The sequence below is a fragment of the Lentzea sp. NPDC051213 genome, assembly GCF_044455585.1.
GTDB lineage: Bacteria > Actinomycetota > Actinomycetes > Mycobacteriales > Pseudonocardiaceae > Lentzea.
This window is the reverse complement of sequence record NZ_JBITEX010000010.1, coordinates 145,500-161,818: the sequence shown is the minus strand read 5'-3', so window position 1 is coordinate 161,818 and position 16,319 is coordinate 145,500. Positions and strand designations below refer to the sequence as shown.

14 protein-coding genes and 1 riboswitch are annotated in these 16,319 nt (G+C 68.5%); of the genes, 5 read left to right on the top strand and 9 right to left on the bottom strand.

The features are described from left to right. From ACIA8G_RS37195 to ACIA8G_RS37185, 3 genes are read left to right on the top strand one after another with little or no spacing between them, the layout of a single operon-like run. Positions 1 to 1,083: an outer membrane lipoprotein carrier protein LolA gene (locus ACIA8G_RS37195; RefSeq protein ID WP_396423449.1), complete on the top strand. Its 1,083-nt coding sequence runs from the start codon at positions 1 to 3 to the stop codon at positions 1,081 to 1,083. Then, positions 1,080 to 2,084, top strand: a complete 1,005-nt coding sequence (locus tag ACIA8G_RS37190) for an ABC transporter ATP-binding protein (protein ID WP_396423448.1) — start codon at positions 1,080 to 1,082, stop codon at positions 2,082 to 2,084. The genes ACIA8G_RS37195 and ACIA8G_RS37190 overlap by 4 nt, the downstream gene beginning before the upstream one ends. Then, a complete protein-coding gene (locus ACIA8G_RS37185) occupies positions 2,081 to 2,884 on the top strand; it encodes an ABC transporter permease (protein ID WP_396423447.1) in 804 nt (267 codons plus the stop codon). Before ACIA8G_RS37190 ends, ACIA8G_RS37185 begins: the two co-directional genes overlap by 4 nt. Here the strand turns inward: ACIA8G_RS37185 and ACIA8G_RS37180 are convergent. From ACIA8G_RS37180 to ACIA8G_RS37165, 4 genes are all read right to left on the bottom strand, one after another. Next, on the bottom strand, positions 2,881 to 3,636 hold the full coding sequence (locus tag ACIA8G_RS37180; protein WP_396423446.1) for an SDR family oxidoreductase: 756 nt from the start codon (positions 3,634 to 3,636) through the stop codon (positions 2,881 to 2,883). The genes ACIA8G_RS37185 and ACIA8G_RS37180 overlap by 4 nt on opposite strands. A gap of 11 nt (positions 3,637 to 3,647) precedes the next feature. Beyond that, the gene (locus ACIA8G_RS37175) at positions 3,648 to 4,598 is read right to left on the bottom strand and encodes an ABC transporter ATP-binding protein (RefSeq protein ID WP_396423445.1); all 951 of its coding nucleotides are present in this window, start codon (positions 4,596 to 4,598) and stop codon (positions 3,648 to 3,650) included. Next, a complete protein-coding gene (locus ACIA8G_RS37170) occupies positions 4,598 to 6,250 on the bottom strand; it encodes an ABC transporter permease (RefSeq protein ID WP_396423444.1) in 1,653 nt (550 codons plus the stop codon). The genes ACIA8G_RS37175 and ACIA8G_RS37170 overlap by 1 nt, the downstream gene beginning before the upstream one ends. After that, a complete protein-coding gene (locus tag ACIA8G_RS37165) occupies positions 6,226 to 7,224 on the bottom strand; it encodes a thiamine ABC transporter substrate binding subunit (protein WP_396423443.1) in 999 nt (332 codons plus the stop codon). Before ACIA8G_RS37165 ends, ACIA8G_RS37170 begins: the two co-directional genes overlap by 25 nt. Continuing rightward, positions 7,217 to 7,329: riboswitch (TPP riboswitch) on the bottom strand. It overlaps the preceding gene by 8 nt. A gap of 32 nt (positions 7,330 to 7,361) precedes the next feature. Here ACIA8G_RS37165 and ACIA8G_RS37160 point away from each other — a divergent pair. Both ACIA8G_RS37160 and ACIA8G_RS37155 read left to right on the top strand, forming a co-directional pair. Next, a complete protein-coding gene (locus ACIA8G_RS37160; RefSeq protein ID WP_396423442.1) occupies positions 7,362 to 7,655 on the top strand; it encodes a 4a-hydroxytetrahydrobiopterin dehydratase in 294 nt (97 codons plus the stop codon). Between the two features lie 58 nt (positions 7,656 to 7,713). Beyond that, complete coding sequence (locus tag ACIA8G_RS37155) at positions 7,714 to 8,697, top strand: glycoside hydrolase family 88 protein (RefSeq protein WP_396423441.1); 984 nt, start codon at positions 7,714 to 7,716, stop codon at positions 8,695 to 8,697. Here the strand turns inward: ACIA8G_RS37155 and ACIA8G_RS37150 are convergent. The 5 genes from ACIA8G_RS37150 to ACIA8G_RS37130 form a co-directional block, all read right to left on the bottom strand. Beyond that, positions 8,614 to 9,828, bottom strand: coding sequence for a mannosyltransferase (locus ACIA8G_RS37150; RefSeq protein ID WP_396423440.1), 1,215 nt, complete (start codon positions 9,826 to 9,828; stop codon positions 8,614 to 8,616). The two genes, ACIA8G_RS37155 and ACIA8G_RS37150, sit on opposite strands and share 84 nt — an antisense overlap. A 272-nt stretch (positions 9,829 to 10,100) precedes the next feature. Further along, on the bottom strand, positions 10,101 to 10,256 hold the full coding sequence (locus tag ACIA8G_RS37145; protein ID WP_170067891.1) for a DUF6131 family protein: 156 nt from the start codon (positions 10,254 to 10,256) through the stop codon (positions 10,101 to 10,103). A 56-nt stretch (positions 10,257 to 10,312) separates the two neighbouring features. Then, a complete protein-coding gene (locus ACIA8G_RS37140; protein WP_396423439.1) occupies positions 10,313 to 13,117 on the bottom strand; it encodes a BTAD domain-containing putative transcriptional regulator in 2,805 nt (934 codons plus the stop codon). A 21-nt stretch (positions 13,118 to 13,138) separates the two neighbouring features. Next, positions 13,139 to 14,422: a hypothetical protein gene (locus ACIA8G_RS37135; protein ID WP_396423438.1), complete on the bottom strand. Its 1,284-nt coding sequence runs from the start codon at positions 14,420 to 14,422 to the stop codon at positions 13,139 to 13,141. Positions 14,423 to 14,424: 2 nt separating this feature from the next. Next, positions 14,425 to 16,245, bottom strand: coding sequence for a BTAD domain-containing putative transcriptional regulator (locus ACIA8G_RS37130; RefSeq protein ID WP_396423437.1), 1,821 nt, complete (start codon positions 16,243 to 16,245; stop codon positions 14,425 to 14,427). Between the last annotated feature and the right edge of the window lie 74 nt (positions 16,246 to 16,319).

Below are 16,319 nucleotides of genomic sequence, written 5' to 3'. Positions count from 1 at the left end.
ATGAACAAGCGAAAGGTGACCCTGGCCGCAGCAGCGGCCGGTGTGCTCACCGGTGCGGCAGGCCTGAGCCTGCTAGCCATGCCAGCAGGCGCAGGCCAGCCACCATCCCTGCCGGACGTTGCCCCGGAAACCCTGGTCGAACAGGTCCTGACGGCCAAACCAGGAGCGTTCGGCGGCACCGTCGAGGTGGACAACAAGCTGGGCCTCCCAGCGATCGCCGAGATCCCGCAGCTGGCCGACGGCAAGCACAGCGCGAGGGTCTGGACCGACGGCAACGGCAAGCTCCGCCTGGCCCTGCCCAACGGCCAGTCCGAGCAGACGATCGTCGACGACGGCACGACCACCTGGTCCTGGAACTCCCAGGCCAACGAGGTCACGAAGTCGGAGCACAAGGCCGACGAGCCGAAGACCGACAAGAAGACCGAGCCCGCCGAGAAGGCGATCGACCCGGCCACCGCGGCCAAGGAGATCGTCGGCATGACCAAGGAGTTCAGCGACATCACCGTCGACGGCACCGCGCGAGTCGCGAACCGTGCCGCCTACGAACTGGTGCTGACTCCGAAGGCCACCGAGAAGACCCTGATCCGCGAGGTCAGGATCGCGGTCGACGCGGAGCTCAAGATGCCGCTGCGGGTCGCGGTCCTCACGAACGGCACCGCTGACCCGGCCGGCCAGGTCGGCTTCAGCGAGATCAACGTCGGGCCGCAGGACCCGAAGCTGTTCGAGTTCACCCCGCCGTCCAACGCCAAGGTCACCACGCCGGAGGCCAAGGAGGCCGAGGGCCGCAACAAGCAGCCGGAGATGGGCCTGGAGCAGGCGCTGCAGGGCGAGAACCCGCAGATCTTCGGCAAGGGCTGGGACTCGGTCGTGGGGGCGAAGATCCCCGCGAACGCCATGACCCAGGTGCCCGCTGAGGCACAGGGCCTGGTCGACCGGTTCACCAAGAAGGTCAGCGGCTCGTGGGGTAGCGGCAAGCTGTTCAGCACCAAGGTCGCCACGATCCTGATCGCGGACGACGGCCGTGTTGTCGCGGGTGCCGTGCCCGAGCAGGTCCTGTTCGACACGATCGGACAGGTGAAGTGACCACCTCGACCAGCGCGCCGGTGACGACGACGCACAAGACCGCCGTCGCCGCGCGGACCAAGGGTCTGCGCAAGGAGTACGGGAGCACGGTCGCCGTCGACCGGGTCGACCTGGAGCTGCCGGAAGGAGCTGTGCTCGGCATGCTCGGCCCCAACGGGTCGGGCAAGACGACCACGATCCGGATGCTGCTCGGGCTGGTCCGGCCCACGCAGGGGGAGATCGAACTGCTCGGCAAGCCCCTTCCGGACGGGGCCGAGCAGGCGCTGCCGCACGTTGGCGCGCTGGTCGAGGGCCCGGGGTTCCACCCGTTCCTCAGTGGCCGGGAGAACCTCATCAGGTGTGCCGCGTTCGAGCCGCTGCTGCCCAAGAAGCAGATCAAGCAGGCAGTGGAGGACGCTCTCGAACGCGTCGGGCTGGCCAACGCCGCCCACCGCAGGTATCGCGGATACTCGCTCGGCATGAAGCAACGCCTCGGCCTGGCCGCGGCGTTGCTCGTGCCGCGCAAGCTCGTCGTCCTCGACGAGCCGACCAACGGCCTCGACCCGGCCGGCACGCGGGAGATCCGCAAGATCATCGCGGAGCTCCACCAGGCGGGCAGCACCGTCCTGGTCTCGAGCCACCTGCTCAGCGAGGTCGAGGCGACCTGCACGCACGTCGCCGTGCTCCACCGCGGAACCGTGGTGGCACAAGGGGAACTGACCGAGCTGCTGCAAGCGGGCGGCTCGGCGCTCCAGGTCATCACGCCGGACGTCGAACAGGCGCTGAGCGCGCTGAGGCAGGCCAGGATCTCGGGACGGCCGCTGGGCGAGGGCCTGCGGATCGAGCTGGCCGGCACGAGCGCGCCACAGGTCATCGAGACGCTCGTCAAGGCGGGCGTGCAGGTCTTCGAGGCGACGCGGTGGAAGACCGGGCTGGAGGAGCTGTTCGCGCGGCTCACCGAGGCCGAGGAGGCCGAGCGCGGAATGTCCGCTGTGGACACGCTGGACGGGGGACCGCGATGATCACGCGTCAGCTGGGTTCCGAGGTGCGCTGGATGCTGCGCAGGCCTCGCACGCTCATCGGGCTGTTCGGGCTGGTCCTGGTGCCGATCATCATCAGCTTCGGCCTCTGGACCGCGGGCAACGACGGCGGCAGCGGGCCGGGGCTCGCCGCGATCCTCCAGGGCAACGGCATGGTCGTGCCGATCTTCACCCTGTTCCTGTCCATCAACCTGTTGCTGCCACTGGTGGCGTCGATCTGGGCGGCGGACGGGCTCGCGGGCGAGGCGCAGCACGGCACGTTGCGCGGGCTGCTGGTCGCACCGGTGTCACGGGTGCGGCTGATGTTCATCAAGCTGTTCGGCCTCACCGCGATGTCGCTCATCGCCGTCACGCTGATGGCGGTCGTGGGCATCATCTCGGGCACCGCGTTCCTCGGCAGCGACGGCATGATGACCCTCTCCGGCACGACGTTGTCGACCGGAGAAGGGCTGCTGCGCATCGCGTTGTTCATCGTGCTGGTGACGTTCCAGATGGTGTCGATCGGCGCGGTCGCACTCGCGGTCTCGTCCACCACCGAGCACCCGCTGGTGGTGCAGGCGGCGACCATGACGACGATCATCGTGTTCCAGGTGCTGGGCCAGTTCCAGTCGCTCGACTGGCTGCACCCGTTCCTGATCACGACCGGTTTCCCCGGTCTGATCGACGTGATGCGCGACCCGATCCCGCTCGACCAGATCTGGGACAGCACGCTGCTCGCCGGCTGCTACCTGCTGATCGGCGCGGGCCTCGCGGCCATCAGGCTCGTCACGAAGGACAGCTAACGCCGGAAGCCGCCCTCGCTGTTGATCACCTGACCGGTGATCCACGCGGCGTCGTCGGTGCACAGCCAGGAGATGAGCCGGGCGGCGTCGTCCGGCTCACCCCAGCGCTTCAACGGCATCCGCTCGTTCACGAGTTCGGCCAGTTCGGGACCGGCCCAGCCGGTGTCGACGGGGCCGGGGTTCACCGCGTTGACGGTGATACCCCGGTCCGCCAGCTGGTAGGACAACGTCGCCACGATCGACGACAGCGCACCCTTCGACGCCGCGTAGGCGACCTCGTTCGGCATCGGCCCGAGGTCCTGCCCGGACGTCATGAACACGATCCGTCCGCCGCTCGATCCACTCCACTGCTCCGCAAACGCTTGCGCCAGCAGGATCGACGACCGCGTGTTCACCGCGTAGTGCCCGTCGATCATCTCGGCCGTCAGTTCGCCCAACGCCCCGTCACCGCCGGACCGCGCGTGGTTGCACACCAGCACGTCGACGCGCCCGTAAGCCTCGACAGCCGCGGCCATCAGCTGTTCCGGAGCGTCGGGTTCAGCAAGATCCACCCCGAGCCCCTGCGCACCGACCCCCGCGAGCACCTCGTCCACGGAATCCGCGCCCCACGGCTGGGCCGCGTCGTGCGCGGCGTGGTGCTGCACGAACAGATCGGCGCCCAGCCCGGCCAGCCGAGAGGCGATCGCGTACCCGATGCCCTGCCGCCTGCTCACACCCGTGACCAGCGCGACCCGTCCCCCGAGAAGTCCCATGGGAGACATGCCTACCCGACCCGCGCGACGCCGTCCAAGTCAATTGCGAGCCGCACCCGGTCCCCGACGGAGACCGGTCCGACCGCCTCGTACTCCTCGCCGTCGATCTCCACGAGCAGCCGCACGTGATCGCGCCGGTGCACCCGTTCCAGCACCGTGCCCTCCAACGGACCGGCCGCATCCACCCGCAACGCCGTGGCCCGCAACCCGACCCGTTCCACGTCCAGCCCGACGAACGAGCCGGGCACGAACTTGTTGCACCCCAAGAACTTCGCCGTCTCGACATCCACCGGTGAAGACCACACCTCAGCGGGCGGGCCGACCTGGCGCACCGCACCGCGGGACATGATCGCCACCCGATCGGCCAGCGTGAACGCCTCGTCGTGGTCGTGCGTCACGACCAACGCGGTCGTCTGGGCCTCCCGCAACAACCGCGCCAGATCGACCGCGAGCTGCTCCCGCAACGCCCGGTCCAGCGCCGACAACGGTTCGTCCAGCAGCAGCAACCGCGGCGACGGCGCCAAAGCACGCGCCAACGCCACCCGTTGCTGCTCACCACCGGACAGCTGCGTCACGCGCCGATCGGCATAGCCGTCCAGCCCGACCAGCTCCAGCAGCGAGACGACCCGCTTGTCCCGCTCCTCCCGATCCACCCGGTGCATCCGCAGCCCGAACGCCACGTTCCCGGCCACCGACCGGTGCGGGAACAGCTGCCCGTCCTGGAACACCAGCCCGAACTCCCGCCGGTGCACGGGCACGCCGGCGAGATCGCTGGAATCCCACCGCACCGCACCGGAAGTCGGCTTCTCCAGCCCCGCGATCGTGCGCAGCAGCGTCGACTTCCCGCACCCGGACGGTCCGAGCAGAGCCACGACCTCGCCGTCCGCCACGGAAAGCGACACGTCCGAAACGGCCGTCGTCTGTCCATAGCGGACGGTGATCGAGTCAAGTTCCAGCGCCATCAGAACTCCCCGCTGCTCGGCACGCGCAACCGCTCGATCAGCAGCACGCACCCGACCGTGACGACCATCAGCAGCGCACACGCCGCATAGGCCATCTGGCTGTTCAACTCCCCCGGCCGCGACATCAGCCGCGCGATCACCACCGGCAGCGTCGGCGCGTCCGGCCGCGCGAGGAAGCTCGTCGCCCCGAACTCCCCCAGCGCCACCACGTATCCGAACCCGGCCGCCGCGGCCAGCGACCGCCCGGCCATCGGCAGGTCCACCTCACGCCACACCCGCACCGGCGAAGCGCCCAGCGTCGCCGCGGCCTGCCGCAGCCGTTCGTCGACCGCCCTCAGCACCGGCAACACCATCCGCACGATCAGCGGCGTCACGACCAGCGCCTGCGCCAGCGGCACCAGCAGCGGTGAGGTGCGGAAATCCCCTGGCAGCGCGTCCATCGTGACCAGGTAGCCGAAGCCGACGGTCACCGCGGACACGCCCAGCGGCAGCATCAACGCGGTGTCGAGCACCTCGGCGATCCGGCTGCCCGCCCGCCGCAACCCGATCAGCACCACCGCCGAGAAGACCCCGACGACGAGTGCCACCAGCGTCGCGTCGAACGCCGTCCGCACCGAGTTGATCGCCGCATCGATGCCGGTCACCGCGAGCGTGCCGCGATCACCACGCGTGGCCAGCGCGGCATACCCGGCGAAGCTCCAGCCGTCCCGAGTGGACAGTGATTCCGTCACCAGACCGACGACCGGCGTCAGCAGAGCGACCACGACACCGAACGCGGCCAGCACGACGTACCACTCGCCCCCGGACGGCCGCCGCGCCAGCTCTTCCCTGCCGCGCAACGACAACGCGGTCTCACGCCGGCGCCGCGCCAACGCCCCGAGCACCAGCACGGCCAGGACCGCGAGGAACTGCAGCAACGACAACGCGGCCGCCCCGGACAGGTCGAACAGCTCGACCGTCCGCAGGTAGATCTCGGTCTCCAGCGTCCGGTACCGCGACCCGCCGAGCACCAGCACGACACCGAAACTGGTGGCGCAGAACAGGAACACCACCGCGGCCGCAGAGCCGATCGCGGGTGCCAGCGCCGGCAACACGACCGACAGGAACGCGCGCGGCCGTGACGCACCAAGAGCCCGTGCCGCGTCTTCAGCGCGCCGATCCGTGTGCGCCCACAGCCCGCCCACGGTCCGCGCGACCACGGCGACGTTGAAGAACGCGTTGGCCAGCACGATCGGCAGCACCCCGCCCTCCGGCCAGAACGTCCGGAACGCGAGGCCCACCACCACGGTCGGCAGCACGAACGGCACCATCACGGCGGCCCGGATCACCCCGAGCCCGCGAATCCGGCAGCGGGCCAGCACGAACGCCAGCGGCATCCCGGCCAGCACCGCCACCAGCGTCGACGCCGCCGCCTGCCCGAGCGTGAACCCGACGAGCTCCCAGGTCTCCCCGTCGACCAGCACCTCGGTCACCCCGCCCTCGCGCAGGCCGAGGGTGACGATCGCCAGCACCGGCCACGCGAAGAAGAGCGCCAGGAAGGCCAGCGGCAGCAAGGCCGCCGCCGACCAGCCGGAACGAGCCGAGATCAGGCCCGCGCGAGCCCGCGCCGGCCGACCGGTGGGGCCCGTCAGCCCTGCACGAGCTTGCGCCACTGCTCGACCCAGGCTTCGCGGTTGTCCTTCACCTTGTCGGCGGGCAGGGTCTGCGGATTGGTGGGCAGCGGCGCGTCCTTGGCCCACGACTCGGGCAGCGCGACGCCCTCCCGTGACGGGTAGACGTACATCTGCTCGGCCACCTGGGCCTGGAACTTCTCGCCCAGCAGGAAGTCCAGCACCTTCTGCGCGTCCGACGGGTTCTTCGCCCCGGACAGCACACCGGCGTACTCGACCTGGCGGTAGCAGGTGCCGAGCACGGCCTTGGTCTTGCCGCCCTCCGCGGACGGCGACGACGCGTACGAGACGACGATCGGCCGGTCGCCCTTGGTCGCGGAGAACTCCTGGTTGTAAGCCTCTTCCCAGCCGCTCACGACCTTGACGCCGTTGGCCTTGAGCTTGCCCCAGTACTCCTGCCAGCCGTTCTCGCCGAACTTCGCGATCGTGCCGAGCAGGAACGCGAGGCCGGGCGAGGACGTGGCCGGGTTCTCCACGACCAGCTTGTCCTTGAACTTGGGGTCGACCAGGTCCTCGTACGACGTGGGCTCGACGCCGCCGAGTTTGGCCGGGTCGATGTTCAGGCACACGTCACCGACGTCGACGGCCTGCAGCCGGTTCGAGTCGTCGGCCTGGTACCGCTGCGCGCCCTTCGAAGCCTCCGGCGAGGCGTACTCGGCGAACACGCCCTCGGACAACGCCCGCGAGGCGAACGTCGAGTCGACGCCGAACGCGACGTCGCCGATCGGGTTGGCCTTGGTGAGCACCAGCTTGTTCGTGAGCTCGCCCGCGTCACCGCTGGCGATCTGCTTGACCGTGATCCCCGAGGACTTCTGGAACTCCTCCAGCACCTCGGGCTTCACCGCGAACGAGTCGTGCGTCACCAGGGTGACCTCGTGCGTCTGCGGCGCGGTCGAGGTACCGGCCGAGCAACCGGTCAGCACCAGAGCCGCGGCGACAGCAAAAATCCTTCTCACTGAAATCTCTCCCTACGCCGGTATGACCCGGATCAGGTGGACGGTCGAGGGCTTGCGAGCCCTCCTCTCAGCCCGGCGCTTCACCGGACTCCCGTGGCAAACGCGCAGCTTACGTGACGTGGTGGGACGATCAGGACATGGCCGAGCTGTTGAGCGACGATCAGTTGAACGACGTGCTGCCCAAGCTGCCCGACTGGAGTGCCCAGGACGCGGCGCTGGTGCGGACCGTGGAGCTGGCGACCTTCCCGCAGGCGATCATGGTCGTGAACCGGATCGCCGAGATCGCGGAGAACGACAACCACCACCCGGACATCGACATCCGGTACAAGACACTGACATTTCGCCTGAGCACGCACTCCAAGGGAGGAATCACCGCCCTGGACGTGTCCCTCGCCGAGGAGATCGACGGAGTGCTGGACGCGATGGCCTGACTCGGTCAAGATGTGCGCTGCCGCCGCCCGCGGAATGAGAGGGAACACCCTCATGCGGTTGCGCACACCTTTGTTCGTAGTGGCGCTGGCAGGCAGTCTTCTGATCGCACCGGCGGCCGCGCAGGCCGTGCCGTGTGCCGTGACGGACACGATGATCAAGGCCAGCCAGGCGTGGGTCACCAAGGGGACCGACCTCAAGGCGAACAACTGGTCCAACGCGAACTTCCACACCGGCAACATCGCGCAGGTCCGCACGACCGGGATCAGCAACCACAAGACGTGGCCGTGGGTGCAGGCGAACAAGTACCTGCTGCCCGTCGACCCGGCGAACCCGTACGCCCCGGATCCGCAGTCGAGCGGTGAGGCCTACCTGGCCGTCTCGTTCTTCCACCCGGAGCCCGAGGTGCTTCAGCCACTGCGGGACAACCTGCGGGCCCAGGCGAAGACCGGGAAGTTCGACTACTGGAAGTCTCCCGACGCACTGGCGATGTCGCTGCCGTCCTTCACCGAGGTCGCCGTGCGCGACCTCGACCAGGACCTGCTCGACTACTCGTACCGGTCGTACCGCAATCTGAAGAAGCGGACGTTCAACCAGGTCACGGGCCTGTGGAGCCTCAACGTGCAGACCAACGGCTGGGCCGTGCAGGGCCTCGCCAAGGCAGTGCTGACCCTGCCGGCCGACAACCCGTACCGCGCCGACTACGCCAAGACGCTCCGCAAGACCGCCCAGACGCTGCGGTACCTGCAGCGCCACGACGGCTTCTGGGGCAGCACCGGCAAGGACTCCGCGGCCACCGCGATGATCACCTACGCGTTCGCGGCGGGCATCAACGCAGGCGTCCTGGATCGCGCCACCTACCTGCCCTACGTGCAGAAGGGCTGGCAGGCGCTGCAGACCGCGCTGGACGCCGATGGCCTGCTCGGCTGGGTGCAGGCCCGCAACTCCTGGAAGCCGGCCTCAGCCGGCGACACCGGTGGGTTCGCTGTGGGCAGCTTCCTCATCGCCGGGCAGCAGCTCGTCCGGCTTACGCCGGGTTGCTAGACCGATCGCGACCAGCGTGAGCATCCCGGCCACCGGATAGCCCCAGCCGAGCAGCACGAAGACCAAGGGGCGCGGGAAGTCCCAGATGTTCGGCTGGGCGAGCAGCAGGAACGAGATCAGGTAACCGCCGGTCAGCAGTACCCACAGGCCGGCGGTGATCTTGCAGAGCAGGTGTCCGCCCTCGTAGATGAGCCACAGGAGGGCGGGCACCATCCACACCCAGTGGTGGCTCCACGAGATCGGCGAGACCAGCAGCCCGAGCATCTGAACGCTCACGATGAGCGCCAGCACGTCCTTGGTCTTGCTGACCGCGAACCACGTCAGCACCGCCGCGACGAGCACGGCGACGATGAACAACGGCCCGGTCTTGACGTCATAGCCGACCGTGCGGCTCAGCGCGCCACGCATCGACTGGTTGATGGCACTGCCGACCGGCCCGACCCGGCTCGCGTCACCGAGCAGCTCGAACCAGAACTTGTTCGACTGCGACGGCGAGATCGCCCAGCCGATGCCGTACACCGCCACAAAGGCGACGAAGGACCAGACGGCGGCCATCCACCGGCGCTGGATGAGGAAGAACAGCCCGGAGATCGCAGGCGTGAGCTTGATGCCCGCGGCGAAACCCACACCGGCACCCCCGACCCAGTTCCGCGCGCTGGCGAGCGTGCCGATCAGGATCGCCGCCAGCACGAGGTTGATCTGGCCGTAGTTGAGCGTGGTGCGCACCGGCTCGATCCACAGCACCAGCGCGGTCCACATCATGGCGCGGCGCGGGTCCTGCAGCTTCAGCAGCTTGACGCTCGTGCGAACGATGAAGTACAGGCAGCCGAGACAGATGAGCTGCCAGATCCACCGCGACGCCTCCCACGGCACCCAGCTCATCGGCGTGAAGATCGCGGCCGCGAACGGCGGGTAGGTGAACGGCAGCGGGAAGACGTCCGCGTACTGGTCGAGCCGCCACTCGTAGAGGTCACCGCTGAACAGATGCGGCGATCCATTTCGGTACACCAGCAAGTCGATCATGGTCATCTTCGCCTGGAAAGCGACCATGAACAGGTGCCCGGCGACCGACAACACGAGCAGCCACGGTGCTACGGAGAGCACACGCGCTTCCACAGCACGGAGTTTCACCCCGAAAACGTTACCCGAGGCAACGTTGCGGGGTATCCCGGCGTCATAAGGAACGGGAGATCGCAATAGGGAGAGTTGTTCGATCATGTCTGTGGATCTTGTAGTCGCTGCTGTCGCCGCTCTGGCCATGCTGGGGGTCGCGTTCGGAGTGTTCGCCGCTGCCGCACGCGCTAAGGGAAACGTGTAAGACCTTTGCCAGACAGACGGAAGGGGGAGCCTCCACTGTGGAGGCTCCCCCTTCACCTTTCCGAGGGGAGGAAAGGGGCGGCTGTTTAGAAGTAGTGCGCCCGGCCACCGATCGGCTTGCCGACAGCGCCGAGCACGGCGAGGATCGCGCCGATCACCAGCAGTACAACACCGATGGTCGTCAGGATGCTGATACCGGCCAGCCATCCGACGACGAGCAGGATCAGACCGAGAACGATCATGACACCTCCAGGTGGGGAATCCTCTTAACGGCTACCCCACAGAGGTCGGTACAAACCTAGTCGAGCAACTTCAACAGTTCCCGCACCCGCTGTGCGTTCACGTCCTCTGCCCCCATCTGCTCACAAAGAGCCAACGCCTCGTCGAGTGACTTCAGCAGTTCCCGCACCCGCGGCGCGTTCACGTCCCTTGTCCCCATCTGCTCACAATGGGCCAACGCCTCGTCGAGCAACTCCCTGGCGGCGGCCGGATCTCCCGCCGCGATCTGGATCTTCGACAGCTGTACGAGAACCTCGGCGAGCTGGGAAGTGTGCCGGATGCCTCGCAGCATCCGCACGGACGTCCGGCAGTGCTCGATCGCTTCCGCGTACCTGCCGAGCTTCACGTAGACGTCGGCCAACGTCTCCTGGTTCATGCTGCGGGAGATGTCGCCCTTAAGACCGTTGAATTCCACGTACAGCGTCTGCGCGGCCAGGCAGAGCTCGAGCGCACGTTCGTCCTCACCCACCAGGTGGCGCGCTCTGCCGTATGCGGCCAGGTACGAGGCCTTCTCGAACTTGTTCTCCAGGCTGACGGCCATCGGGTAGACACGCTGCAGGACCTCCACCCCTTCCGCGTGCTTGCCCTGTAGCTCGCACAAATACGCCAGCCCGCGCGACACGTTCGACACTCCGTCCTCGTCACCCAGCTGCTCGTCCCAGCGGAGTGCTTCACGCATGTGCCACTCCGCCTTCGTCAGGTCACGTGTCCCGATGTAGACGCCTGCCAGCCCTCGGTTGAGACGCGATTGCCCGAAGGCGCTGCCTTCGCGCCGCGCCGCGGTCAGCCCGCGCACCACGAGGACCTCGAGCTCGTCGAGTCGTGAGCGGCGGATCAGGTAGTTGTGAAACGAGTAGGCGTACGTCCAAAGGACGCCGTCCGCACCTGCGGCTTCGAGCTGGTCGAACACGCCCAGCAACACCTGATACTCCGGCTCGAACCAGCCGTGACCTGCATCGGTGTCCGCGAACGGCTCGACCACCACGAACTCTGCGGGCGGTGGCAGTTCTGACCAGCGGAAGGCGCCTTCCAGCGATACGCAAGCCGCAAACGTCGTGTGGACGTAGTGGTCGAACATCCGCTGCCGTGCGGAGACGAGTTGGTCCGAAGGCAGCTCGGCGGCACGCTCCTGAACGTAATCGCGGAGCAGGTCGTGCAGCACGAACCGCCCGGTGCTCGCCGGACTGGCAAGGCTGCAGGTGACCAGCTCGTCGAGCACCAGACCGGCCTCGGCCGGTGGCAACGCCGCCAGACTGGCCGCGGCCGCTGTCGAGAAGTCCGGACCAGGATGCAGCCCGAGCAGCACGAACATCCTGACCGCCTGCTCGCTGACAGCTCGCAGCGACCACGAGAAAACCGCACGGATGCCGGTCATCGGATCGTCGATGTCGAGCGCACCGAGGCGTTCCTGCTCCAGCTCGTCCGCGAGCGTCGTGAGCGAGTCCCCGTACGCCGCTCGGGCGGCCACGATGCCGAGCGCCAGCGGCAGTCCCGCACACCGTTTGACCAGCCGCGACACCGCCTCGGACTCGGCGGCGACTCGCGCCGCGCCGATCCGTTCGGTCAGCAGGTCGACCGCGGCCTGCACGTCCAGCACATCCAGCGCCACCGGCCAGGCGCCCTCGCGGGCGATGAGCTCACCCAGGTGGTTGCGGCTGGTGACGAGCACCAGGTTGCCGGCACCGCCGGGCAGCAGCGGCCGGACCTGGTCCGCGTCACGCGCGTTGTCGAGCACCACGAGCACCCGACGCCGCGCCAACACCGACCGGTACACCTCGACCACCGCGTCTTCAGACGCCGGAACCTCCTCAGGCGGCACGCCGAGTGCCAGCAGGAACTCGCGGGCCACTGCGATGGGATCGAGCGGCTCGGCACTGGTGTCGAAGCCGCGCAGGTTGATGTGCAGCTGGCCGTCCGGGAAGCGGCCGGTGATCTGGTGCGCCCACTGCAGGGCGAGAACGGTCTTGCCGACGCCGCCGATGCCGTTGATCGCGGAGATGACCACGGGCTCGCCCGGCCGGCTGGTCAGCGTCTCGGTCAGTCGCGTCAGCTCGTGCTCGCGCCCGGTGAAGTGCGGGTGAACAGGCGGCAGCTGCCGGGGCACCGATGCGGTCGAGGAGGCAGGTACCTCTCCGCGCAGCACCTGCTCATGCGCCTCGCGCAACCGTTGGCCGGGAGCCACGCCGAGCTCATCGGCGAGGCGCTTGCGGATCTCCGGGTAGACCGCGAGGGCCTCGGCCTGCTGGCCCGCCCGGTGCAGGGCGAGCATCAGCTGAGCCCAGAACGTCTCGCGCAACGGGTGCCGACGCACCAGTGACCGCAGTTCGGGCACCAGCACGTCGGTGGCACGGGTCAGGTCGTCGTCGATCCGGCGTTCCCGCGCGAGGAGGATCTCCTCCTCCAGTCGCGGTACGTCCTCGTTGTGCAGCGACTCCGACCCGACGTCGGCCAGCACCGGCCCGCGCAGGAGTTCCAACGCTGCGCGGTGCTCGCCCCGTGCGGTGAGCGCCCGGAAACGCAGGAGGTCCAGTTGCGCGGGCTCGACCTCGGCCCTGTAGCCACGCAACGACGTGCGCACGCAGTTGGCGTTGCCCAGCGCCTGCCGCAGCCGGGTCACGACCATGTGCAACGCCTTGCGCCCTCGGTCCGCGGCAGGCGGATCGCCGTCCCAGACCCGTTCCACCAGCTGCTCCACGCACATGAGCTCGTTTGGGTGCAACAACAACGTGACGAGCAGGGCACGTCCACGACCGGCCGGAACGGCGACAGGCTTGCCGTCGAGGAGCACTTCCAGCGGTCCCAGGACCCTGTACTCGGCGATCACAGCAGCTGAGTCTAGAAGGCGTCAGGGCATCGGCACGCCGCAATCCCGGTAGGCGTCAGCGGCCAGAACCTCCGCGGCCGCCGCACCTTCGTGGTCACCCATGGCACGGCGTACGGCCGCGAGTGTGTAGAGCGACTGCCCTTCCAGGTGGCGCTGGTGGTATCGGCGGTGCACGGCGACGGACTCCTCCGCGCACCGCAGCGCCTCCTCCCTCTCGCCCAACGCCAGGTGCAGCAACGCGCGTTCCTTGACCTCACTTCCCGCGTTCAGGAGGTGGTCGCTGTCGAGGAGGGCGCGCATTTCGTTCAGGTGGTGCGCCGCCAACTCGTAGTCGCCGAGCTTGCGATACGCCCGCGCGGCCGACCAGTGGGCAACGATCCGATAGTCGATCATCGTCTCGCGGTCGGTGATCTTGAGCTGTAGGTGCGCGGCGGCCAACGCGTCTTCCTGTGCATCGCAGTCGTCGAACAGGTCGGCCAACGCGTGCCAGGCGTCGAGCTCCTCCTCGAAGCTGGACCTCAGCCGCACCTCGTCGAGGACGTCGATGATGAGATCGAACGCCTCGTCGACCTCTCGCAGCGCGAGCTTCGCCCGAGCGGCGGCGACGGTGCCGACCGTGAGTGGTCGGGGGTTTCCGAGCTCCTCCTGCAGGGCGACGTATGCGTTCTGGTGCGCGATCACCTCCGCGAACCGGCCCAGTTCGGTGTAGACGCCGTTCAACGAGGCATGCAAGTGTCCGCGGACGCCAGGTGAGCCGGTGAGCTCCAGCGCCCTGAGCAGCGACTGCTCCGTTGCGAGGAGGTCGGGCACGTTGAACGACAGCACAGCGATGGCGAGCAGGACCAGAGCCTGGCCCTCCGGTTCATCGTCCTGCTCGTCGATCGCGAGCGCCTGGTTCAAGTGATGCATGGAGGCGGCCGTGTCGCCGGCCTCGCGGGTCACCCCTGCCAGAATCCTGTGCGCGGACGACTGAACCCGCGGGTCGCCCATCCGGACGCCTAGGTCGAGCGCTATCTCCGTGAGCTCCTTCGTCTGGACGAAGTCTGCCTGGCTGAAGCGGTAGAGCGCGTGGGAGAGGTTCGCGTTGGCGATCAACACGTCCTCGCCGGACTCGTGGGCAGCGCGGTGCCGGATCTCGCACAACACCGACCAGTTCGTGTCATCGCGGATCTCGTAGCAGTAGGCGCTGAGGACAGCGGCGATCTCGTTGGCAGGCCAGTACTCACGTCGCTCGATTGCGACCACCACCGCCGAGACCAAGTTCTGGTACTCGGCGGTCATCCACGCGAACGCCTCTTCTGTCATCGTCAGCACCCTGTCGGCAGCTGGGTTGTTGTGGTGCGGAGCGGGTAGCGCCGCTGGTCCGGGAACAGCAGCTCGGCCACGTCGTCGGTCATGCGGCGGTAGAAGTCGTAGAGCCGTGAGAGAGCCTCGTCGATCTCCTGCCCTGAGCAACGTTCACGTGTGTACACCCGCAGCAGGTCGTGCAGGGCGAAGCGGGTGCCGCGCTGTTCGACGAGATGCACGTTAACGAGGTGGTCGAGGTGGCGGCGGACGTCGGGCAGTCCGGCGATCACGGCAGCGTCGTCGGCGGTGAAGTCCGCGCCGGGCAAGGATCCCAGCCGCCGCAGCACCAGCTGCACGTCTTCGGGCAGCGCGGAGTAGCTCTCGTCGAAGACGATGCTGACCGCGGCCGCCGGATCGCCCGGAACCGCCAGCTCGCCGAGCCGGTCGTCGTCCAGTTGCACGACCTTGTCCGCGATTGTCGTCGCGTCCTGCGCGCGCAGGTCCGCAGCCGCGATGCGCAACGCCAGCGGCAGCCCGCCGCACAGTCGCACCAGCGCGGCGGCGGCGCTCGCCTCTGCCCGCACCCGGTCCTCACCGAGCACGCGTTCCAACAGTCGCGTGCCACCGTCGTCGCTCAATGTCGGCAGCCGCAGGAGGTCCGCGTCGTTCAGGGCCAGTCCACGTAGGTCACCACGGCTGGTGACGATCGCCAGCGCCTCGGCGGACACGGGCAGCAGCGGCCGCACCTGTTGGGCGTTCGCCGCGTTGTCCAGCACCAGCAACAACTTCCGGTCGGCGACCAGCGAGCGGTACAGCGCCACCTGCTCGTCCACGCTCACGGGGACGGAGTCGACGCGCAGCCCCTTGAGAACGAGCGTCAGGGCCTCCTGCGGCGACATCGCCCGCAGCGGGTCCTGGCCGCGCAGGTTCACGAAGATCTGTCCGTCCGGGAAGCGGCCGGCGATCCGGTGCGCCCAGTGCACGGCGAGGGAGGTCTTGCCCACCCCGCCTGTACCCGTGATGACCAGCACCTTCGCGGTGCTCGCGGCCAGCCGTTCCACGTCACTCTCACGCCCGGCGAACGTGGCGAGATCCGGCGGAAGCTGCCGCGGCGTGACGGGTCTGTCCTTCGGCGGCGCGAGCTCTCCGCGCAGGATCTGCTCGTGCAGCTCGCGTAGCGCAGGCGCGGGATCGATCCCCAGTTCATCCGCCAGCAACTCGCTGACCTGCCGATACGCCGCAAGCGCAGCTGCCTGCTGGCCCGACCGGTACAGCGCCAGCATCAGGTGGGCCCAGAAACGGTCGCGCAGCGGATACGTGCGGGTGAGGTTCTGCAGCTCCGGTACCAGTTCCACCGACCGCCCGGCCGTGAGGTCCGCCTCGATCCGGTTCTCCAGCGCGGCAAGTCGCTCTTCGACAAGCATCGGCACCTCGTCGCGGTGCAGCGACTCCGAGACGACGTCGCCCAGCGCCGGACCGCGCCACAACGCCAGCGCGGGCCCGAACTCCTGCCGCTCGACCAGAGTGCGGAAACGCATGAGGTCGAGCTGCTCCGGCTCGATCTCGGCCAGGTACCCGCCGCGCACGGTGCGCACGCAGTTGGCGTCACCGAGCGCCTGCCGCACCCGCACGACCACCATCTGCAGCGTCTTGTGCGCCCGGTCCAGATCTGGCGGCTCGCCGTCCCAGATGCGCTCCACCAGCTCGTCCACCGACACGAACCGGTTGGCGCGCAACAACAACATGGCGAGCAACACCCGTCCACGCCCAGCGGGAACGGCGACGGGAGTGCCGTCGAGCAGTACCTCCAGGGGGCCCAGCACCCGGTACTCAACTCTCACACCTCGGAGTCTAGGGGCGCGGGCTGAGACGGGTGGTCGACGCCTGACGCGGCGCGATGCCAGCCTTCAGGGTG